The sequence below is a fragment of the Mycobacterium sp. NPDC003449 genome, assembly GCF_053588415.1.
Genome location: NZ_JBSFPX010000002.1, coordinates 48,876 through 67,019 on the forward strand (window position 1 = coordinate 48,876; position 18,144 = coordinate 67,019).

22 protein-coding genes are annotated in these 18,144 nt (G+C 65.7%); 12 read left to right on the forward strand and 10 right to left on the reverse strand.

Annotation, left to right across the window (positions count from 1 at the left end; translation table 11 throughout):
• Positions 1-78 precede the first annotated feature (78 nt).
• The 3 genes from ACWDTP_RS01005 to ACWDTP_RS01015 all read left to right on the forward strand — a co-directional run bounded on the left by ACWDTP_RS01005 (position 79) and on the right by ACWDTP_RS01015 (position 2,062).
• Positions 79-756 (forward strand): hypothetical protein, encoded by a 678-nt coding sequence (locus tag ACWDTP_RS01005; protein WP_450015656.1) that lies wholly within the window; start codon positions 79-81, stop codon positions 754-756.
• A 106-nt stretch (positions 757-862) separates the two neighbouring features.
• On the forward strand, positions 863-1,291 hold the full coding sequence (locus ACWDTP_RS01010; RefSeq protein ID WP_450015658.1) for a cellulose-binding domain-containing protein: 429 nt from the start codon (positions 863-865) through the stop codon (positions 1,289-1,291).
• Positions 1,292-1,453: 162 nt separating this feature from the next.
• Entirely contained in the window at positions 1,454-2,062 is a 609-nt protein-coding gene (locus ACWDTP_RS01015) for an LGFP repeat-containing protein (protein ID WP_450015660.1), read from the forward strand.
• 12 nt (positions 2,063-2,074) lie between these two features.
• Here ACWDTP_RS01015 and ACWDTP_RS01020 read toward each other — a convergent pair whose 3' ends face one another.
• From ACWDTP_RS01020 to ACWDTP_RS01030, 3 genes are all read right to left on the reverse strand, one after another.
• The gene (locus ACWDTP_RS01020) at positions 2,075-2,986 is read right to left on the reverse strand and encodes a sterol desaturase family protein (protein WP_450015661.1); all 912 of its coding nucleotides are present in this window, start codon (positions 2,984-2,986) and stop codon (positions 2,075-2,077) included.
• Between the two features lie 12 nt (positions 2,987-2,998).
• Positions 2,999-3,640, reverse strand: coding sequence for a TetR/AcrR family transcriptional regulator (locus tag ACWDTP_RS01025; RefSeq protein WP_450015662.1), 642 nt, complete (start codon positions 3,638-3,640; stop codon positions 2,999-3,001).
• A gap of 70 nt (positions 3,641-3,710) precedes the next feature.
• A complete protein-coding gene (locus tag ACWDTP_RS01030; RefSeq protein WP_450015664.1) occupies positions 3,711-4,193 on the reverse strand; it encodes a MarR family winged helix-turn-helix transcriptional regulator in 483 nt (160 codons plus the stop codon).
• 96 nt (positions 4,194-4,289) lie between these two features.
• Between ACWDTP_RS01030 and ACWDTP_RS01035 the strand changes: the two genes are divergently transcribed.
• The 3 genes from ACWDTP_RS01035 to ACWDTP_RS01045 are packed head-to-tail and all read left to right on the forward strand — an operon-like array spanning position 4,290 to position 6,415.
• Positions 4,290-4,910, forward strand: a complete 621-nt coding sequence (locus tag ACWDTP_RS01035; protein WP_450015666.1) for an NADPH-dependent F420 reductase — start codon at positions 4,290-4,292, stop codon at positions 4,908-4,910.
• Positions 4,911-4,938: 28 nt separating this feature from the next.
• Positions 4,939-5,883 (forward strand): SDR family oxidoreductase, encoded by a 945-nt coding sequence (locus tag ACWDTP_RS01040; protein ID WP_450015668.1) that lies wholly within the window; start codon positions 4,939-4,941, stop codon positions 5,881-5,883.
• 37 nt (positions 5,884-5,920) lie between these two features.
• Positions 5,921-6,415, forward strand: coding sequence for a hypothetical protein (locus ACWDTP_RS01045; protein WP_450015670.1), 495 nt, complete (start codon positions 5,921-5,923; stop codon positions 6,413-6,415).
• Here ACWDTP_RS01045 and ACWDTP_RS01050 read toward each other — a convergent pair.
• On the reverse strand, positions 6,360-7,268 hold the full coding sequence (locus ACWDTP_RS01050; protein WP_450015672.1) for a LysR family transcriptional regulator: 909 nt from the start codon (positions 7,266-7,268) through the stop codon (positions 6,360-6,362). The genes ACWDTP_RS01045 and ACWDTP_RS01050 overlap by 56 nt on opposite strands.
• Before the next feature lie 173 nt (positions 7,269-7,441).
• Here ACWDTP_RS01050 and ACWDTP_RS01055 point away from each other — a divergent pair, with 173 nt between their 5' ends.
• Together ACWDTP_RS01055 and ACWDTP_RS01060 are read left to right on the forward strand one after the other, a co-directional pair.
• On the forward strand, positions 7,442-8,257 hold the full coding sequence (locus tag ACWDTP_RS01055) for an LLM class F420-dependent oxidoreductase (protein WP_450015674.1): 816 nt from the start codon (positions 7,442-7,444) through the stop codon (positions 8,255-8,257).
• A gap of 29 nt (positions 8,258-8,286) precedes the next feature.
• Positions 8,287-9,036: an SDR family NAD(P)-dependent oxidoreductase gene (locus ACWDTP_RS01060; RefSeq protein WP_450015675.1), complete on the forward strand. Its 750-nt coding sequence runs from the start codon at positions 8,287-8,289 to the stop codon at positions 9,034-9,036.
• A gap of 40 nt (positions 9,037-9,076) precedes the next feature.
• Here the strand turns inward: ACWDTP_RS01060 and ACWDTP_RS01065 are convergent, their stop codons facing one another.
• A complete protein-coding gene (locus ACWDTP_RS01065; protein ID WP_450015677.1) occupies positions 9,077-9,643 on the reverse strand; it encodes a dihydrofolate reductase family protein in 567 nt (188 codons plus the stop codon).
• Between the two features lie 69 nt (positions 9,644-9,712).
• Entirely contained in the window at positions 9,713-10,684 is a 972-nt protein-coding gene (locus ACWDTP_RS01070) for a zinc-binding dehydrogenase (protein WP_450015679.1), read from the reverse strand.
• A 103-nt stretch (positions 10,685-10,787) separates the two neighbouring features.
• Here ACWDTP_RS01070 and ACWDTP_RS01075 point away from each other — a divergent pair, with 103 nt between their 5' ends.
• A complete protein-coding gene (locus ACWDTP_RS01075) occupies positions 10,788-11,426 on the forward strand; it encodes a TetR/AcrR family transcriptional regulator (protein WP_450015681.1) in 639 nt (212 codons plus the stop codon).
• A 40-nt stretch (positions 11,427-11,466) separates the two neighbouring features.
• Here ACWDTP_RS01075 and ACWDTP_RS01080 read toward each other — a convergent pair whose 3' ends face one another.
• From ACWDTP_RS01080 to ACWDTP_RS01090, 3 genes are all read right to left on the reverse strand, one after another.
• On the reverse strand, positions 11,467-12,369 hold the full coding sequence (locus tag ACWDTP_RS01080; RefSeq protein ID WP_450015683.1) for an NADP-dependent oxidoreductase: 903 nt from the start codon (positions 12,367-12,369) through the stop codon (positions 11,467-11,469).
• 67 nt (positions 12,370-12,436) lie between these two features.
• Complete coding sequence (locus ACWDTP_RS01085) at positions 12,437-13,246, reverse strand: LLM class F420-dependent oxidoreductase (RefSeq protein WP_450015685.1); 810 nt, start codon at positions 13,244-13,246, stop codon at positions 12,437-12,439.
• Positions 13,247-13,336: 90 nt separating this feature from the next.
• On the reverse strand, positions 13,337-14,185 hold the full coding sequence (locus ACWDTP_RS01090; protein WP_450015687.1) for an alpha/beta hydrolase: 849 nt from the start codon (positions 14,183-14,185) through the stop codon (positions 13,337-13,339).
• 97 nt (positions 14,186-14,282) lie between these two features.
• On the opposite strand from ACWDTP_RS01090, the gene ACWDTP_RS01095 reads away from it, so the two are divergent.
• Positions 14,283-14,876 carry a TetR/AcrR family transcriptional regulator gene (locus tag ACWDTP_RS01095; protein WP_450015689.1) on the forward strand — a complete coding sequence of 198 codons (594 nt, stop codon included), beginning with the start codon at positions 14,283-14,285 and terminating at the stop codon, positions 14,874-14,876.
• A 28-nt stretch (positions 14,877-14,904) separates the two neighbouring features.
• On the opposite strand, the gene ACWDTP_RS01100 is transcribed toward ACWDTP_RS01095, so the two are convergent.
• Positions 14,905-16,590 (reverse strand): GMC family oxidoreductase, encoded by a 1,686-nt coding sequence (locus ACWDTP_RS01100; protein ID WP_450015691.1) that lies wholly within the window; start codon positions 16,588-16,590, stop codon positions 14,905-14,907.
• A gap of 203 nt (positions 16,591-16,793) precedes the next feature.
• On the opposite strand from ACWDTP_RS01100, the gene ACWDTP_RS01105 reads away from it, so the two are divergent.
• Together ACWDTP_RS01105 and ACWDTP_RS01110 are read left to right on the forward strand one after the other, a co-directional pair.
• Complete coding sequence (locus ACWDTP_RS01105; RefSeq protein WP_450015849.1) at positions 16,794-17,285, forward strand: SRPBCC family protein; 492 nt, start codon at positions 16,794-16,796, stop codon at positions 17,283-17,285.
• A 443-nt stretch (positions 17,286-17,728) separates the two neighbouring features.
• Positions 17,729-18,133 carry a nuclear transport factor 2 family protein gene (locus ACWDTP_RS01110; RefSeq protein WP_450015693.1) on the forward strand — a complete coding sequence of 135 codons (405 nt, stop codon included), beginning with the start codon at positions 17,729-17,731 and terminating at the stop codon, positions 18,131-18,133.
• The last annotated feature ends 11 nt before the right edge of the window (positions 18,134-18,144 follow it).

Sequence of the window (18,144 nt, forward strand, 5' to 3'; positions counted from 1 at the left end):
AGAGGCGGGGTTGGAGGGGGTGTTCGTGCCCGAAACAGGGAGCCACAAGTTCAAACCCCCACAGAGGAGAGCAAGACTATGCCGAAAGTCGACCACCCGATGGAGACATTCGGAAAACCGAGACTGGTCAGGGCAATCGTCACCACCTGTCTGGTTGTGACCGGCCTCGGCGGTGCGACCCTGCTTTCTCCGCAGATGCATCGGCATGCCGAGGTCGCGGTCGAGCAGCGTCCGGTGGCCGAGGCGGTCCCCAGGGCAACGGCCGCGGCCCCTGCCCCCAGACCGGTGGTCGTGACCAAAGATTCGAGCGCGCAGGACATCGTCAGGGCCATCGTGAGCCAGGGCCAGGCCGCCAGGCTGAGCGAAGACCAGATCAAGACCGTCATCGCCACCGCGAAAATTGAGTCCACGTTCCGCCCGACCGCGTCGGGCGGTGTGCAGGCTTACGGCGGCCCGGGGGGCGCGGCTGATGAGGTCATCGGCCTGTTTCAGGAGAAGGCCAGTTTCGGCACCGTCGCCGAACGCCAAGACCCCAACAAATCGATCGCCCGCTTCATCGTCCGATTCACCGAGGCATTCGCGAAGTACCGCATCACCAGTGACACCGTGCTGGCGGCCACGCTCGCGCAGAACCCCCAATTGCTCAGGTACCACGGCGGGGTCGGTACCCATTACTACAACACGGTCAACGCCGCCATGGGCGCCGCTGCCGACTTGTACGGCCAGGCCGCCCGCACGCTGCAACCGGTCACCTGACCGCTCATCGCCGAATATCTCGTGACGATTCCAGTTCGGCAAAGGTACCGCAGCGTGCCCGCGATGCCCGGCCGGCGTCGCCCGTCCGGCCTTAGTGTTGACTGCTGTGGCCGGCCCGGGCGATTACCTGAAGTGCTGGAGCGCAGCGGTTCACGTGACCTTCGCGGCGCTGCTGATCGCTGTCTCCGGACTGACGATCACCCCGGTAGCCCATGCGGCCGCGGCCGCGGCGAGGTTATCGGTGTCATCGACGTGGCAGACCGGTTTCATCGGCCATTTCACCATCGTGAACGCCGGCACGGTGCCGATGACGGATTGGCGGCTCGAATTCGACTTGCCGGCGGGTGAATCCGTCTCACATACGTGGAGTAGCAACTTCGCGCAGTACGGCACGCACTATGTGCTCACCCCCGCGAATTGGAATCGCATTATCGCGCCGGGTGGTTCGGCCACAGGTGGCATGAGGGGCGTGTTGACCGGTTCCTACTCACCACCGACGAATTGTGTGCTCAACGGGCAGTATCGTTGCAGCTAGAGGCGATTCTGCAGGGCAGAATCTCGCCCGCTGGGCCCGTGGCTCGCCCCGGTGAAGACCGCGATCGTCCGCGCGATCCATGTGGTGTTCGGTTATAGTCCGGCCCGACAAGGGTTCAACCGTAACGTGAACCACAGCGCAGGGAGACTTGAGAGGAAACTCATGAGTTCGGTCGCATACCGCCACACGGCGCTCGTCGGCTTGGCCGCCGCGGCGTTGATCACGGTGGGCTGCAGCAATGGCAACAGCGTCGACACCCCGGCGTCACCTCAGGTCGGGCTGATCGCCACTTCTGAGTCGGCAACCCCGCCGCCCCCCTCTGAGGTGAAGCTCATCGGGGAGAGGGACGTCGAGGTGACGCTGACCGGCCCGATTGCCGCCAAGTACTCGTCGGCGACCGAGGACCAGAAGCAGACACTCGGCAAGCCGCTGACCGGGGACCGTAACGCGGGCACTCGGGACAGTGGCGTGGTGTTCCAGCAGTTCCAGGGCGGCGCGATCGTCGCCAAGAACGACGAAGCGGGCACGCCCGCGTATATCACCGTGGGCAAGATCCGGGAGGCCTGGAACGTCCCGCGTAACCCCGATGGTGTGCCCGCGCCCACCGGCGATAACGGTTCAGCGGGTCCGCTGGGCGTCCCCACCAGCGACGAAACCCCCACCGGTGATCTGCTCGTGTCGACGTTCGAGCACGGTCAGATCGCATACAACTCGAAGACCGGCCAGGCCGAGGTGACGGTCAACGGCAAGGTCGTACCGTCCGGGCTGTAGACGGGGTGATCGTCACGAGATGGAAACCGGCTCCTGGTGGTGCTGCGTCGTTGATTCCTGCCAGCCCGGCGGGCGCAGCAGGTAGCCGACCCGCCCGCGCCAGGTAGCCGCCCGCCAGACGTCACGAACCATCACGGCGAATTCGTGATAGTTGACCTTGATCGGATTGCCGGTGTCGATGTTCTTGGTCAACCCGTAGCGGACCGGTTCGATCTCCTCGGCGTAACTGTTGAACAGCCGATCCCAGATGATCAGGATGCCACCGTAGTTCTTGTCGAGGTAGGGATTGTTGGCGCCGTGGTGCACACGATGATGCGACGGCGTGTTGAAGACGTACTCGATCATCTTGGGCAGCTTGCCGATCCGCTCGGTGTGGATCGGGAACTGGTAGAGCAGCACGATCGCCTGGCACAGGAAGATGACCCACAGCGGTATTCCGATGAGTGCCATCGGAATACCGACGACCGACTTCAGGAACGAGCCGGGGACCAGCCAGGGCAGCCGCAGCGACGTGGACAGGTTGAAGTACTGACTGGAGTGGTGCACGCTGTGCTCGGCCCAGAACATCCGAATGCGGTGTGACATACGGTGTTTGACATAGTAGACCGCATCGGCCAGCACCAGTGCCAACACCCACGTCCACCATTGCCCGGCCGGCAGTGTGATCGGGGCGAATGCCGCGGCCATTGCCACGATGGGTAATTCGATGAACTTCTCCAATGGTGCGACGACCAGCCTGATCGCGTAGGTGGAGACGTTGGTGGCGGTGTCGCGTCCCGATATGCCCCGCTTGATGCCGGGCGGCGGTGGCTGGTTTTCGCGTTTCTCCCGGTAGTAGCCGTAGTACTCGACGGCCATCAGCAGCAGGAAGGCTGGGATGCCGTACACGAAGACCAATTTGACTTGATCCGCGAGTTGATCCATGACGGGTTCCGCTCAGTTGTCGGGGAGTTTGGGCATCCCGGCGAGCTGCCAGGAAAGGACCTGTCCGAAAAGTTCTTCGGACACTCGGGACGGATCGGTTCGGCGTTGGCGTATCAACCCCTGATAGAGCGCAAGCACGCTGACGGCGAAGGTCTCCGGCGGCACGACGCTTTGGTCGACGTGATGCTCGTCGAGCAGTTCGGCGACCACGTCACGCAGCAGGTCAAGCGTCCTGCGGGTGCCCGCGGCCAGAATCTCCATGGTGTCGGGGTTGCGGATTGCGTGCAGCCAGAACTCGGTCTGCAACGCGGCCACCTCGATGTTCTTGTCGGCGGCATCGATCAGCAGCCGCCCCAGCGCACCAAGTGAGCCTCCCGGCTGATCCCTGGCCGAGCGCAGCGCATCGGCAACGGTCCCGACTCGATCGGCCGCGCGCTCGGCCATCAACTCGCAGAACACCTGCTCCTTGCTGGAGAAGTTGGAATACACCGCGCCAACCGAATATCCGGCCGCATCGGCGATCTCGTCGAGCGAGGCGCCCGCATAGCCCTTGCGCGCGAACGTGGCCGCCGCGGCTTCCAGCAGTCGTTGACGCGTTTCCGCCTGCGCTTGCGCACGAGTCTTGCGTCGCCGCGGTGATTCACCCGTCGTCATATTTCAGATAATAGCAACTATCTGGATAGTGGTCATTATTGAGCTGGACGCCACTGCCGAGCGTGAAAAGTCACGCAGGCTGGTCGTCGGCGGGGGAGTCGTGGATGGTGGCCAGGTGGCGCAGGACTCGTTCGTTGAGGGTGGCGAGGGTGTCGAGCTGAGCCGGGGTGAACAGGTCGATGAAGTTCTCCCGGACGTCCTCCACATGCCTGGGTGCCGCCTTCTCGATGGCGGCGCGGCCCGCCGGAAGCAGGCGGACCAGGGTGCTACGGGCATCGTCGGGGTTGGGCTCGCGGCTGAGCAGCCCGTCCTTCTCCATGCGCCGTAGCTGGTGGGAGAGGCGGCTCTTCTCCCAGCTCAGTGCGTCGCACAGGGCGCGGGCGGGCATGCGATCTCCGTCGAGCGCCGAGAGCACCGCCAGGACCTCGTAGTCGGCGCCGGACAAGCCCAATCTCTGAAGGCGCCGGTTCAGGTGGACTTCGATCTGTTGATGCGCGAACACGAAGGCCCGCCAGGCGCGGTCTTCACGGGCGTTCAGCCAGTTCGGTTCCATCGCCCCATCCTACCCCGATTGGTTGACGCGTCATCATTTCCAGGCATATGGTTGAGACATCAACTTTTACGATCGTCAACCAGGACGGGACACCTCATGAGCAGTATCAGCATCGTCGGCGTGGGAAACATGGCCGGCGCCTTGGCCGCCCGGGCGCTCGCGGGCGGCAACGTGGTCGAGATCATCGGCCGCGACCCGGCCAAAGCCAAAGAATTGGCGGCCGCGCTCGGCGGCGCCACGGTCGGGACGGCCGGCACCGTCCCGGCCGGGGACATCGTCGTCCTGGCGGTGCCGTACGCCGGTGCGGCGGCGGTGGTGAAGCAGTATGGGGACGCACTTGACGGCAAGGTCGTCATCGACATCACCAACCCCGTCGCCCCCGATCTCGCGGGCTTTGTCACCCCCGAGGACAGTTCCGGCGCGCAGGAGATCGCCAAGGCGGCCTCGGCGGGCGCGCACGTGATCAAGGCGTTCAACACCCTGTTCGCCAATGTTCTGGACGATGGTCGCGCAGTGGACGTGTTCATCGCCGGCGACGACGCGCAGGCAAAAGAACAGGTGTCGGCGTTCATCGAGAGCCTGGGACTGCGTCCACTGGACGCCGGGCCGCTGCCGATGGCGCGGGCATTGGAGCACGCCGGCCTGCTGGAGATCAGTCTGCTCAACCACTCCATCAAGCACACCGACTTCTTCCTCGGTGTCAACGTTCTCAGCTGAGCTTCAACTACCTCAAAAGGACAGTCGCATGCGCGTTTTCGTCACTGGCGGGACCGGCCATTCCGGTTCGTACATCATCCCCGAGCTGATCGCAGCCGGGCACCAGGTCACCGGTCTGGCCCGGTCGGATACGGCCGCGGCGGCGGTGTCCGCGCTGGGCGCCACGGTGCGTCGCGGCACCCTGGAGGATCTCGACGGCCTCAAGGAGGCGGCCGCGGACTCCGACGGCGTCATCCATGTCGCGCACCGGCAAGACCTGCTTGCGTCCGGCGGGATCGACGCCGTGACCGCCGCGGAGGTCCCGATCATGCTCGCGTACGGCGAGGCGCTCGCCGGAACCGGGAAGCCGTTGGTCGCGGCCGGCAGTATGGCCTCGCCCGGCCGCCTGGGCCGACCTGCCACCGAGGACGACCCGGCCCTTCCGGGCGGGGAGGAGTACACGGGCACCCTGCGGTTCCGTAATGCCGTGGAACTCGCCGTAATCGGCCTCGCCGAGCGGGGAGTCCGATCGTCGATCGTGCGGTTACCCACCATCGCGCACAGCACGACCGACCGTGCCGGCTTCCTTCCGGGGCTGATCGCGATCGCGCAGGAGAAGGGCTTCGCCGGCTACCCCGGAGACGGCGAAAACATCTGGGGCGCCGTGCACATCCACGATGTCGCCTCCCTGTTCCGCCTGGCCCTGGAGAAGGGTCCGGCCGGCAGCTATTGGCACGCAATTGAGGACGGGGGCATCCCGTTCCGCGAGATCGCCGAGGCCATCGGCAGCCGGCTTGGCCTGCCCACCATAAGCGTTCCCGCGGACGTACTCATGCTGCCGGGATACTTTGGGTTCCTCGCGCATCCGGTCACGATGGACCTCCCCGCGACCAACCTCATCACGCGCCAGACCCTCGGATGGGAACCCACTCAGCCCAGCCTGCTCGCCGATCTGGACAACGGCAACTACTTCGCCGACCGGCTGACAGGCTAGGTACACCAACGCAATTCACCTGCAAAGAGGATTAACCATGACCACGTTCGCCCCGCACCGCGACACTTTGGAGTCCTTCGTGGACTGCATTCACGCCGGCGCAGACAAAGACACGCTCACCCGTCTACTCGCCGAGGACGTGGTGCTGTACGGCCCACTCGGCGAGCAAGTCACCGGCCGAGGAGCCGCCGTGGAAACCATAAGGACGGTCAACAGACTCGCGGTCGACGACACCTATCTGGAGGTCCTCAGCGGCGAGACCCACCACGCGGCGCTCTACCGGCTCCAGATCGGAGACGCCGCGGTCGACGGAATGCTCTACGTCCTGCTCGACGCGGACGGCAAGATCGCCGAGGTGACCATATTCTGGCGCACGCTGCCGTCCGGCGTCGCGCTGCAGCGCAACCTTGCCGATGCACTCGGGATGCAGCGCTGGGAGCTGCGCACAGCTGGGAACTCGGTCGACGGCCGGACGCTCAAACCGTTGCAGGGGGACAGAGGAGGCCTGCGCCGCACCAGTTCTGCTGGTTGAGATGGTCGAGCATGGCAGCCTCCGCGGCACCTGGATTGCGTCGCACACCGACCAGGACAGGCTCGGTCAGGGCGGGCAGTAGCGGGCGGGCCAGTTCTTCGAAGCCTTCGGGAATGGCCGAGGCCGGAACCACCGTGACGCCCAGGCCCTGCGCCACCAGCCGCACCGCAGTGGAGATCTGTGACGCTCGGGCGACCGTGTGCGGGCTGAGGCCCGCGTCGGCGAGCAGGCGGGCGAGGTAGTCGTCGAGCAGGCTGGCACCCCGGAATCGGATCCACCCCTCTGGCGCCAGGTCTTGCAGCCGCAGGGCGGCTCCGTCGGAGAGAAGCGGGTGCCCCTTCGGTAAGACGGCGACGTAGGCTTCCTCGCCCAGCCGGTGAACGTCGAACGTACACCCGACCGGGATACGGTGCACCAGAACCATATCCAGGGTTCCCTGACGGACCAGTCGCTCCATATCGGCGGGATCGGGCTCCTCGTGAAGGGTCACCTGTAGCTTCGGGTGGCGATTACGCAGCTGTCCCAATGCCTGGGGTAGTTGGCGTGCTCCCAGGCCCATGTGGACGGCGACGATGAGTTCGCCTGCCAGTTCCCCGTCGGCGGCGCGGGCGGCCGCGACGGCACGCCGGGATGCGGTCGTCGCGATCTTCGCCTCGGCGAGAAAAGCCCGCCCGGCCACGGTCACCGTCACCCCGTTCGGGGTGCGGGTGAACAGCTGGACCCCGAGGTGCTTCTCCAGGGCGCCGATCTGCTGCGACAGCGAGGGCTGGGTGACCCGCAGACGTTCTGCCGCCGCAGTCATGGAGCCCTCGTCGGCGACCGCCAGGGCGTACTCGTACTGGCGCAGGTTCATTCGAATCCACCTTCGAGGTGACATAGACATTGTCAATACAGAGCATACATTGCCACTATTTGCGTCTATATCTAGCTGGTTCTACCGTGGTCCACACCGGCGCCGATCGACGCCGAACGCGACCGGAACGCCCCAATCATCAACGGCGCCAACAAGAAGAGATGAGACACCAGATGAGTCGACCCCTACGCATCGGCGTGCAACTGTGGCCCGGCGGGGCACCGGACTACCAGACCTGGCGCAGCGCGGTCTTGCACGCCGAGGACCTCGGCACCGACGTGATCCTCGGCTACGACCACTTCCACAGACCCACGTTCACCGAGATCGTCGGCGGGATGCCCGTGCTCGACGAGGTCCAACCCGATGTGAACAACTTCGAGGGATGGACGGCGCTGGCCACGTGGGGTGAAATCACCAGCCGCGCCGAGATCGGGCTTCTGGTCAGCGGTATCGCGTACCGCAATCCTGACCTGCTGGCCGACATGGCCCGCACCGTCGATCACATCGGCGGCGGGCGACTGATCCTCGGGCTCGGCGCCGGCTGGTACGAAAAGGACTACGCCACATACGGTTACGACTTCGGCACGTTGAAGACCCGTTTCGACCTCTTCGACGCCGGATTGGACCGCATTGCGGCGCGTCTCGCGGTCCTCAAGCCCGCCCCGGTACGCAAGATCCCCATCCTGATCGGCGGATCCGGTTTCAAGCGCACGCTGCCCGCGGTAGCCCGACACGCCGACATCTGGCACACCTACATCGGTCTCGACAAGTTCCACGAAGCCAGCGCGCGCCTCGACGACCTCGCCGCCGCCGCAGGCCGCGCCGGCGCCGACATCGAGCGGTCGGTGGGGTGGGAAGATGCCATCAGCGCCAACGCCTTCCGCGATGCCGGTGCGACGATGTTCACCACCGAAATCCACCCTACCGATGAGGGCTACGACTTCTCCGTCCTCAACGAGATGCTCGCCTGGCGCAACGCGCAGCAATGATCGCGGTCACATCAACTCAAGGAGAAAGCATGCGTCTGGCGAACAAGGTTGCCCTCGTGACCGGTGGGAGTGCGGGGCTCGGTCTGGCGATCGCCCAGAGATTCGGGCGCGAAGGCGCCCACGTCTACATCACGGGGCGACGGAAGGAGGCGCTCGATAACGCGCAGGCATCCATTGCGGGACACGTCACCGCGGTCACCGCGGACGCCACGGTGTCGGGTGATCTCGACAATGTGGTCGAGGCCATCCGTCAGGACAGCGGGCATCTCGATGTGATCGTCGCGAACGCCGGAAGCATTGAGCGGGTGAACTTCGGGGACGTGACCGAGGAACACTTCGACCGCACCTTCGACCTCAACGCCCGCGGCACGCTGTTCACCGTGCAGAAGGCGCTGCCGCTGCTGCGACCGGGCGGCTCCATCGTGCTGTTGGGCTCGGTCACGGCAGTCAAGGGACTTGCCGGGTCGGGGACCTACAGCGCGGCCAAGGCTGCGGTGCGCTCCTATGCGCGGACCTGGGCGGCCGAGTTCGGTGATCGCGGTCTTCGGGTCAACGTGCTGAGCCCGGGACCGATCGACACACCCATCATCGACGGACAGGCCGAGTACTTCGGTCAAGATCCGGCAGCTGTCCGGACCCAGATGAGTACCCTGGTCCCGTTGGGCCGCCTTGGACTTCCCGAGGAGATCGCCAATGGCGCACTGTTTCTCGCCTCCGACGAAAGTAGCTTCATGACAGGCGCAGAACTCTGCATCGACGGCGGTATGGCTCAGGTATAGCCGCACGAAGTGGATGCCCGGACCGTCGGCCGTGTCGCGTTCAGTCGTGTTTGGCCCCGTAACGCAGCAGGACCGTGCCGCCCGGGAAGGTACGGTTCTCCAGCAGTCGCAGCGAGATCCATGACGGCAGTGTCGGAAAGAACGGTGTGCCGCCGCCAACGGCGGTGGGCGTGACCACGAGTCGGTACTCATCCACCAGCCCGGCCTGCACGATCGGTGCGGCCAGCGTCGCGCCGGCCACCTCGAGCGTGCCGTCGGTCTCGGCTTTCAGCTTCGTCACCACCTCGACCGGGTCGCCGCGTTCCAGGCGGGAGTTCCAGTCGACGGACTCCAGCGTCCGCGAGAACACGACCTTGGGCATATCGCGCCAGATGCTGGCGAAGTCCACGATCAACGGCGTGGCCTCGGGGGCCGTGTCGGCGGTCGGCCAGTAGGCGGACATCAGTTGGTAGAGCCGCCGCCCGTACAACGACAGTGCGGTCTGCCGCTCGAAGTCGTTCCAGTACTGATGTAGTTCTTCGCTCGGATCGGACCAGTCGATACTGCCTTGCGCGTCGGCGATGTAGCCGTCCACCGACACGTTGAAGCCATAGATGAGTTTGCCCATGCAGATCAGACTGCACCGACGGGCAAGATTCATCGCGACACGACCCGCAACGCCATTCACTCGTCGGAGCTAAGGCGTGAGGACGATGCGCCCGAATACCCGGCCCAGGTCCATCTGGCGGTGCGCTTCGGCGGCCAGTGCCAGGGGCAGGACCTCATGCACGACGGCATGCAGTTCGCCGCGCACGGCCGCGGCGAACTGCTCAGCCCGAACCGCAGCGGTGGCGGAGGCCGGGACCGTGTCGAGGCTGAACGTGGCGACCGAGCGGGACTGCTGGAACGAGGCCAGCCCGATGAGCCGCATGCCGAAGTCTGCCGGGGGGAGCCCGCCCACCACGCCGGCGAGGACCAGGCGCCCGTTCGGCGCGAGTCGATCGATGAACGTGGGCATGCCCGTCCCACCGACGATGTCGATGATCACGTCGAAGGACTTCGGTGCAGCAGGATCGCCGTCTCCGGCGCGGTCGAGCACGTGCGTCGCTCCCAGGTCGCGAAGTCGTGCGCCGCGCTCCGGCGATGACGTCGTCACCGCGACCGCGCTCGCCCCTCCGCGCGCCGCGAGTTCCACCGTCGCGATCCCGATGCTGCCCGCCGCGCCGCGCACGAGCACGGACTCACCAGGCGCGAAGTGCGCATGGGCCAGGGCGAAGTGCGCCACGGTCGCCGAACTGCCCAGCGTCACCGCATCTTCCGGCGATAAGCCGACCGGCAGCGCAACGATGTCGTCGATGCTCGCAACCGCCTGCTCGACGTAGCCGCCACCGGTACCGGTGAACGCCCACACGTGCCGGCCCAGCCACGACTGGTCGCCGCCGGGACCGACCGCTGTGACGACGCCCGCCACCTCGCTGCCGGGGATCAGTCCCTTGGCGAACCCGTAGCCGCCGAGCGTCCCGCGGCGGATCACGGCGTCGACGCCGCCGACTCCGATCGCCGCGGTCCTGATGACGACCTGCCCGGCTGCCGGTACGGGAGACGGTGCCTCGATCACCGCCATGCCGCTCGGGTCGCCGAATTCCCGGATCACCACTGCTCGCACCATCGCCTCCGTCTCGCCCCGTGTTGCTCGCGGTACCGTTGCGACGTTAACGGACGCCCGCGTCCACTTCCGCGAAGTGAGAACCATGACCGATCGAATGCCTCACATGCTCCGTTCCGACGCGCAGGACAACCGCGGCCGGATACTCAAGGTCGCTCGACAACTGTTCGCGGAGCGCGGAATGGACATCACCATGCGCGAGGTCGCGACCCGTGCCGGAGTCGGCCCCGCAACCCTGTATCGACGGTTCCCGACGAAGCAGATCTTGATCGACGCGGCATTCGCGGACGAAATGCGAACGTGTCAGGACATCGTGGACAACGGCTGCGCCGATCCTGACCCGTGGCGAGGGTTCTGCTCGGTGATCGAACGGATCAGCGTCCTCAACAGCCGGAACCAGGGCTTCGTCGATGCCTTCATGTCGACCAACCCGCAGATCGCCACGTTGGCCGCCCACCGCGCGTCGCTACTGCGGATGCTTGCACAGCTGGCCGAACGCGCCAAGGCGGCCGGCCAGCTGCGGCACGACTTCGTCATCGACGACCTCGTGCTGGTCCTGCTGGCCGGGCGCGGAGTGGCCTCGACGCCACGTTCTGACCGAGAGGCCGCGGCCCGGCGCTTCGCGGCCCTTGCCGTCGACGCATTCCGGCGGTCCGGCGCGGCCCGCGAATTGCCACCTTCCCCGGCGCTGATTTCGTTCGGGGTACGGGGATTTGGCTTCGCAGACCGTCCGCAGGGCCGCTGACACGCCGATGACCGAACTGTGAGAAGGGTTGCGCACCCGCTCAGGTCAGAGTGACGACGATCTTGCCGGCGCCGCTCTCGGCCAATCCGTGTGCCTCCCGAATCGAGGCAAGGGGCAAGACCCGGTCGACCCGAGGGGCGTACCGGCCGCGCCCACCAAGGCCGGCTGCGCGTTCGAGGAGCGCGGAATCATTGACGGCGTTCACGGTGCGGGCACCCAGGCGCCCGGCTCCCTCGGCGTCGACGACGGTCACCACGCGAGAGGCGTCGCCGACGATGCCCACCAGATCCGGTAGCGACGGGGACGGCGCCGCATGGAAGGCGGCATCGACGCCGTCGGGCGCCAGCGCGTTGACGCGTTCGGTCAGCCTCGGTCCGTAGGTCGTCGCCACGGCTCCGAGGTCGGTGAGGTACTGATGGTTCGCGGGTCGGGCCGTGCCGATCACCCGAGCCCCGGCGGCCAGTGCGAAAGATGCTGCGGCGGTTCCGACGGCGCCTGCAGCACCTTCGATCAACAGTGTCCGACCGGTCAGATCACCGAGCGCGTCGATCGCGCCTGCCGCAGTCGCGGAGGCAAGCCCCGCGGCGGCGGCCTGCTCTATGGACCACGTGGGAGGCACGGCGCTCCATGCCGTCAGCACCGCGAATTCCGCCGTGGTGTCACTGACGCCTCCGAGGCCGAACACCAGGTCGCCGACTCTCGCGTTCGACACACCCGGGCCGACTTCATCGATGACTCCGGCGGCGTCGCGTCCGGGTATCGCCGGGAGCTCCAGTGGAAGCACCTCCTGCAGGGCGCCGCCACGCAGTAGGTAGTCGATGGGGTTCACACTTGCCGCCCGCACCGTGATGCGAACTGAGTTCGCCGCGGCGTGAGGTTCGGCATCCTCCTCGACGATCAGCACGTCAGGGTCTCCGTATCGATGAAAGCGCGCAGCCCGCATCAGCACCTCCAGTCTCGTTGCGCACGGTATTGCCTTGCTGCGAAGGAACAGCGGCGGGCTTCATGCCTCACCCGTTGTCCCGCCAGGTGATCACCTGCTTGAGAGACGCGAGGTCGTAGCCGTTGTCGGCGGTGAGTTCGGTCTGGAACAACGTGACGCCCGCCTCGCGGAAGGCATCGGCGCTCTCGGCGTTCTCCCAGAGCGTCGAGCGTTCGATATCGGCCCCGTTGCGGCCAAATCCAGCTGCGAGCTCGTCGACCAGATCACTGGACTTGCGGAACGCGTCGAGGTCGGTGAACGCGTGCCAGATGTCGGCGTGCCGGGCAACGGCGGGAAGCGAGCGCTTGGGCCCTGTGCCGCCGATGAGGATCGGTAGCTTGCGCACCGGCGGCGGAATCAGTGTAGCGAGCCGGTTCTCGATGCGGAGCAGGCTCTCGTCGAACAGGTCGAAGCGGGAGCCGAAGGTGCCGAAGTCGTAACCGTAGGTGGTGTAGTCCTTTTCGTACCAGCCCGCGCCGAGGCCGAGGATCAGTCGGCCGCCGCTGATGTGGTCGACGGTGCGCGCCATGTCAGCGAGCAGGTCGGCGTTGCGGTAACCGACGCCGGTGACCAGGAGCCCGATCTCGGCGTGCGAGGTGATCTCGCCCCACGACGCGAGGGCGGTCCAGCCCTCGAAGTTGGCGACGTCGGGCTGCTCATCTAAAAGGATCGGCTTGCCGTCGACGATGGCCTCCACCGCCGGGCGGTGGAAGTGGTCGTAGCCGAGGATCACGTCGACGCCGAGGTCGTCTGCGGCGAGAACGGCGTCGCGCCACGTACGGTAGTCGGGCGTGCCGCCGGGCTGGATTTGTACGGCGACGCGGACGGGACGGGTCATGGCTGCTCCTGAGTCGGGAAAAGGGCGACCCTTGAGCCAAGTTCACCGGGGCCGGAGTTTATTCCGGATCGACACGTCGGTAGACGCAGATTAGGAACGGCAGGTTCTGAGGTAACTGAGGAACGAGGCCTGTAGGCCGGTGACGTGCGTTTCGTGCAGAATCTCGCTGGTGACCGCGTCGCCGCGTGAGGTGAGGCGGTGAAGAACGGTGGCCGCGTTCATCGCGAGGCTCTGGTAGACGGCCAGGTCTCCGAGAAGCTCTCGGTCGTTGAAGGTCAGGTGAAGCCTGCCGGCACGCCGGGCGTCACCCAGCCCGTCGAGCCGGGCGAATATCTGGCTGTCGGCGGCGATGACGCCGGGGCTGCCCGCTCCGATAGTCGCGAGCGGGCAGCCGGTGAGCCAGGCGTAGAGGCTGAAAAGTCCGCCGTAGGAGTAGCCGAAAAGGCCGTGACCGCTTGCGGCTGTGCCATATTGGCGTTCGATCCGTGGGTGCAGTTCGGCGGTAAGGAAGCTCAGGAATGCATCGGCGTGGGTGTCGCGCAGTTCGGCGAGGTAGGCGTCGGCTTCCTCGCGTGTCCTCGCGCCCGCTTCCAGTCCCATCTCCAGGGCATCGATGAGCTCCTTGGCGATGGGCTCGCCGGGCGGCACGAAGTCTCTGTTACGCAGTCGGTCCCAGTCCTGTGCCGCCTCGCCCGCGTAGCCAACGCTGACTTGGATGTAGGGCTGGATCGGTTGCATGGGGTCCATCTGGGTGACGATGAGCGGGGCTGTCAGGCCCACAGCCCAGTTTCCGTCGAGCACATACACGACGGGTGCCTGCGTCGTGGCGCGGTGGTAGCCCGGTGGCGTGGTAACCCAGACGCCGTAGTCGTGCCCACCGTGGGAACGCATCTCGAAATAGTCGGTGTCGGCGAGACAGCCCTGCCACATGGAGTTCATCGAAGGTCCTTCACAACTCGGCAGGCCGCACAGCACGGTGCCTCGGCGGTTCTTATCCATTGGATAATTGTTATCCAATGGATAAACTGCAGCAGTGATGTTGTCAAGCGCGGAACGCGGAGGCGACGCACGCGACCGTCTTCTCGCTCGGCTGTGCGACGCCTTCGAGGAGGGCATTCCCTCGCCGGAGGTATCGCTGCGTGAGGTCGCCGCCCGGGCCGGGACCAGCCACGCCCTGCTGCGGTACCACTTCGGGTCACTCTCGGGCGTCTTGGCGGCCGTGCTCACCGAGCAGCGATCTCGTGACAACGAGGCGCTTTTCGAGACCGCCCTACAGGGCAGCTTTGACGACCTCGCCCTGGCGATCTGGCGGACCTACACCCGCCCGGGGCAGCTGTCGCGTGTCCGCGGCTTCTTTCACGTCGTAGGACTCGCCGCCTACAGCCCGGGGGAGTTTCCTGAGTTCATCGACTCACTCGACGACCTGACCGCGATGCTGGTCTCGCTCGCCGAACGCGAAGGGCGCGACCCCAAGCAAGCGCAGAGCATGGCTACCGTCGCCATTGCCGCGATTCGCGGCCTGCTCCTGCAGGAAGTTCTGACTCCAGCAGGCCACTCGGAGGACGCGGTCGCCTTGATTCTGGGCGTGAGCAACGGCCGATCCGTTCCACGCGCACATCCGGAGCCTTGAGCTTTCGGGGTTCGGTCGCCACCTGCGGCTATCGCAGGATCGCCCGCGCCACGCGCTCGGCGATCAGCATGACCGGCGCGTTGGTGTTCCCGGAAGTGATGGTCGGCATCGCCGAAGCATCGGAGACGCGAAGCCCGGCGACCCGGTACACGCGACAGTCGGTGTCGAGCACCGTGGCGGCCGACTGCGGAAGACCCCGTGTGTCAAAGGCTCCCATCGCGCAGGTGCCGACCGGATGAAAGATGGTGGTACCGAGTTCACGGGCCGCCTGCTGTAGGTCCTCGTCGCTCACCACTTGCGGGCCGGGAAGCATTTCTTCCGGGCGGTAGCGGGCCAGCGACGGCGCCGCCATGATCTGGCGGGTCATCCGGAGGCCGCGCACGGCAGCTTGACGATCGGCATCGGTGGACAGGTAATTGCAGGAGATCTTCGGGTAGGTCAACGGATCCCCGCCGGCTATGCGCACATGACCGCGCGAGCTCGGTCGCAGATTGCAGACCGAGGGAGTGATCGCTCCGAAAGGGTGCAGCGGTTCGCCGAACTTGGGCAAAGACAGGGGCTGCACATGCCACTCCAAATCGGGACTGGCCAGCGCGGGGTCGCTCTTGGCGAAAGCTCCCAGCGTGGAGGGCGGCATGGTCATGGGTCCTGAGCGCAGCAGCAGGTACTGCAGGCCCATGCCTGCGCGGGTGATCCAATTCCGGTACAGCGAGTTGACGGTCCGGGCGCCCTGAATGCGGTAGACAGTTCGCAGCTGCAGGTGGTCCTGGAGGTTTTCACCCACGCCCGGCAGATCGACGGCCACCGGCACCTGATGCTGGGCGAGCAGTCCGGCCGGGCCCAGACCCGAGGCCTGCATCAGATGCGGCGACCCGATCGCGCCGGCGCTCAGGATCACCTCCCTGCGGGCTTGGACATCGACGATCTGGCCATCCTTGAGCAACCGCACACCGGTGACGCGGTGCGCAGCCGTCGTCCAGGCCCCGCGACGCTGACCCTCCTGGACCTGGTTGTCCAACAGCAGCCGTAAGGCCTGGGTCCGGGTGTATACGGTGAGATTGGGTCGGTGCGCGACAGGATGCAGGAAGGCATCGGCCATCGACCACCGGCGGCCACGCCGTTGGTTGACGTGAAAGTAGGCGCTGCCGGAGTTGTCGCCCCGGTTGAACTCGTCGATCGGGGAGATGCCGACTTGGGCAGCGGCGGTCTGCCAGGCGTCCAGGATCTTCCAGCGAACCCGCGGCCGCTCGACGCGGATCTCTCCGCCGGCGCCGTGCCAATCGTCGGGCCCACCGAAGTAGTCTTCCAACGCTTTGTAGATCGCCAGTGTCTCGCCAGGACCGTCCGGGCCACCCCACAGCCAGCGATCGTCACCGATGGCCCGTGCCCACAGGTCGTAATCGCTTGACTGTCCGCGCATGTGGATCATGGCGTTGATCGACGAGCAGCCGCCGACCACGCGGCCCCGCGCGTAGTGGATGCTGCGGCCGGCCAGACCTGGATCGGCCTCGGTCGTGAAGCACCAGTCGGTGCGGGGGTTGGCAATTGTGTACAGATAGCCCACCGGCACCTTGATCCAGAACCAGTTGTCCTCGCCGCCGGCCTCGATCAAGAGCACACGGTGATCAGGGTTGGCGCTCAGTCGATTGGCGAGCAGGCAGCCCGCACTCCCGGCGCCCACGATGATGAAGTCGAACTCGGCGACGGGACTCATCCCGGCATCATTCCTTCCATGGCTCGGTCGCGTGTCCCAGTGTGCTCGATGACCGCCCGGTAACCGCACGTTCCCGTGTTCATCGTGTCGTATCCGCCGGCAGAGACTATGGCTTCGTGGCGCGTAGTGCTCGCGAATTTGGACGCGTGATCGGCAAGCTCACAACTGGTCTTGTTGTCTCACGCCAGAAAGGACTGTGCGATATGAAGTACACGAATTCGATCGAGATCGCTCTGCCGCGGGGGAAGGTGGCCCAGTTGCTGGCCGACCCGGCACATTTACCCGAGTGGCTGCGAGGCATGGTGCTGCACGAGCCGGTGAGCGGGATACATGGGCAGCTCGGAACCAAATCGCGGGTTGTGATGCGGTCAGGGAAGCGGGAGATCGAGTGCACTGAGACGATCACGCGCCGGGATCCGGCAGATCTGAACGACATACCCAGAGAAGTCGTCGTTCACTTCGACCGAGAGGTCGTCGGCGCGGGCATGTCGAGCGTCGTGCGAGATCGGCTGATCGAAGCCGATCCGGAGACGACGCTGTGGGAGAGCGAGAGCGAATACCGGTTCGACAGCCTGCTGATGCGACTAGTGGGGCTTCTGATGCCAGGGGCCTTTCGCAAGCAGTCGCAGCAACATATGCAGGACTTTAAAGCATTCGCCGAGCAGGGCACGGATGTCCGCGAAGAACGCGACTGAGTGATCGGCGGCAGTAACGCGGATTCTATGGACGCCTTACCAAGGTCCTACATTGACGGCATGGCTGACACGATCACTTTCCGGCCGGCTGGAGGTCTTGACCAAAGACGGAACGGCTGTGTCAACGGCGCGGCTGGCGGTGTCGAGCGGTTGCACCGGGGGCAACGTTGATGTCGGGAAGGCGAACCGTGTGAGCCGGTGGTTCCAACGATCATCCAGACACAGCATGGCTTGTGGGGGAGGCGGCCAGCAGCTTCGGGCGGTGTCGTACTTGGTGGTGCCCCTCTGACGCTCGGAGGCGTTGTCGCACTGGGAATCTCCGTGGGGCAGAGCTTTCGATCTTAGAGGCAAGCGTGGCCTCATTGCTGGTGGCATCAGGGGCCTCGGAATTGGTACACAAACACCGACATACCGTTGTCGCAGCGGTGCCAGACGCTGATGTCATGAACAAGAACGCGGACATGGTGGATACAAACTGGGCTGCTGCGGATGCGGCGCTCGCGGTGTGGTTGGAGATGTGGAACACCGACAGTGAGATTGCCCGCCGGATCTGCAGTGAGGATTTCCGGATTCATTTCCTGAACTCCGAGACCGATGGGTCCAACCCGGGCGACGACGTGCTGGGCGCCCAGAGTTTCGCTCGGTTCCTGGACGTGTATCGCGAGCGGCATCCGGATGTGGTGTTCACCGAGGTGGCGCGAGCCATAGACGGCGCGCACGGGCGGATGCTGTGGAACATGCAGGCCGGCGATCTTGCCGCGGGCGGGATCGATGTCTTCGACTTCGCCGAGGATGGGCTGATCCGCGAGGTGTGGTCGGTGAACGGGACGCGCACGCACCTCACCTGAGACCGGGGGAG

What these genes read in the sequence shown, in the direction of transcription:
- ACWDTP_RS01095 (WP_450015689.1), top strand. Translation starts at nt 14,283, where the DNA reads ATGTTGTCAAGCGCGGAACGCGGAGGCGACGCACGCGACCGTCTTCTC.
- ACWDTP_RS01040 (WP_450015668.1), top strand. Translation starts at nt 4,939, where the DNA reads ATGCGCGTTTTCGTCACTGGCGGGACCGGCCATTCCGGTTCGTACATC.
- ACWDTP_RS01060 (WP_450015675.1), top strand. Translation starts at nt 8,287, where the DNA reads ATGCGTCTGGCGAACAAGGTTGCCCTCGTGACCGGTGGGAGTGCGGGG.
- ACWDTP_RS01070 (WP_450015679.1), bottom strand. Translation starts at nt 10,684, where the DNA reads ATGGTGCGAGCAGTGGTGATCCGGGAATTCGGCGACCCGAGCGGCATG.
- ACWDTP_RS01045 (WP_450015670.1), top strand. Translation starts at nt 5,921, where the DNA reads ATGACCACGTTCGCCCCGCACCGCGACACTTTGGAGTCCTTCGTGGAC.
- ACWDTP_RS01020 (WP_450015661.1), bottom strand. Translation starts at nt 2,986, where the DNA reads ATGGATCAACTCGCGGATCAAGTCAAATTGGTCTTCGTGTACGGCATC.
- ACWDTP_RS01085 (WP_450015685.1), bottom strand. Translation starts at nt 13,246, where the DNA reads ATGACCCGTCCCGTCCGCGTCGCCGTACAAATCCAGCCCGGCGGCACG.
- ACWDTP_RS01065 (WP_450015677.1), bottom strand. Translation starts at nt 9,643, where the DNA reads ATGGGCAAACTCATCTATGGCTTCAACGTGTCGGTGGACGGCTACATC.
- ACWDTP_RS01030 (WP_450015664.1), bottom strand. Translation starts at nt 4,193, where the DNA reads ATGGAACCGAACTGGCTGAACGCCCGTGAAGACCGCGCCTGGCGGGCC.
- ACWDTP_RS01090 (WP_450015687.1), bottom strand. Translation starts at nt 14,185, where the DNA reads ATGAACTCCATGTGGCAGGGCTGTCTCGCCGACACCGACTATTTCGAG.
- ACWDTP_RS01055 (WP_450015674.1), top strand. Translation starts at nt 7,442, where the DNA reads ATGAGTCGACCCCTACGCATCGGCGTGCAACTGTGGCCCGGCGGGGCA.
- ACWDTP_RS01100 (WP_450015691.1), bottom strand. Translation starts at nt 16,590, where the DNA reads ATGAGTCCCGTCGCCGAGTTCGACTTCATCATCGTGGGCGCCGGGAGT.
- ACWDTP_RS01005 (WP_450015656.1), top strand. Translation starts at nt 79, where the DNA reads ATGCCGAAAGTCGACCACCCGATGGAGACATTCGGAAAACCGAGACTG.
- ACWDTP_RS01105 (WP_450015849.1), top strand. Translation starts at nt 16,794, where the DNA reads ATGAAGTACACGAATTCGATCGAGATCGCTCTGCCGCGGGGGAAGGTG.
- ACWDTP_RS01110 (WP_450015693.1), top strand. Translation starts at nt 17,729, where the DNA reads ATGAACAAGAACGCGGACATGGTGGATACAAACTGGGCTGCTGCGGAT.
- ACWDTP_RS01015 (WP_450015660.1), top strand. Translation starts at nt 1,454, where the DNA reads ATGAGTTCGGTCGCATACCGCCACACGGCGCTCGTCGGCTTGGCCGCC.
- ACWDTP_RS01035 (WP_450015666.1), top strand. Translation starts at nt 4,290, where the DNA reads ATGAGCAGTATCAGCATCGTCGGCGTGGGAAACATGGCCGGCGCCTTG.
- ACWDTP_RS01075 (WP_450015681.1), top strand. Translation starts at nt 10,788, where the DNA reads ATGCTCCGTTCCGACGCGCAGGACAACCGCGGCCGGATACTCAAGGTC.
- ACWDTP_RS01025 (WP_450015662.1), bottom strand. Translation starts at nt 3,640, where the DNA reads ATGACGACGGGTGAATCACCGCGGCGACGCAAGACTCGTGCGCAAGCG.
- ACWDTP_RS01050 (WP_450015672.1), bottom strand. Translation starts at nt 7,268, where the DNA reads ATGAACCTGCGCCAGTACGAGTACGCCCTGGCGGTCGCCGACGAGGGC.
- ACWDTP_RS01080 (WP_450015683.1), bottom strand. Translation starts at nt 12,369, where the DNA reads ATGCGGGCTGCGCGCTTTCATCGATACGGAGACCCTGACGTGCTGATC.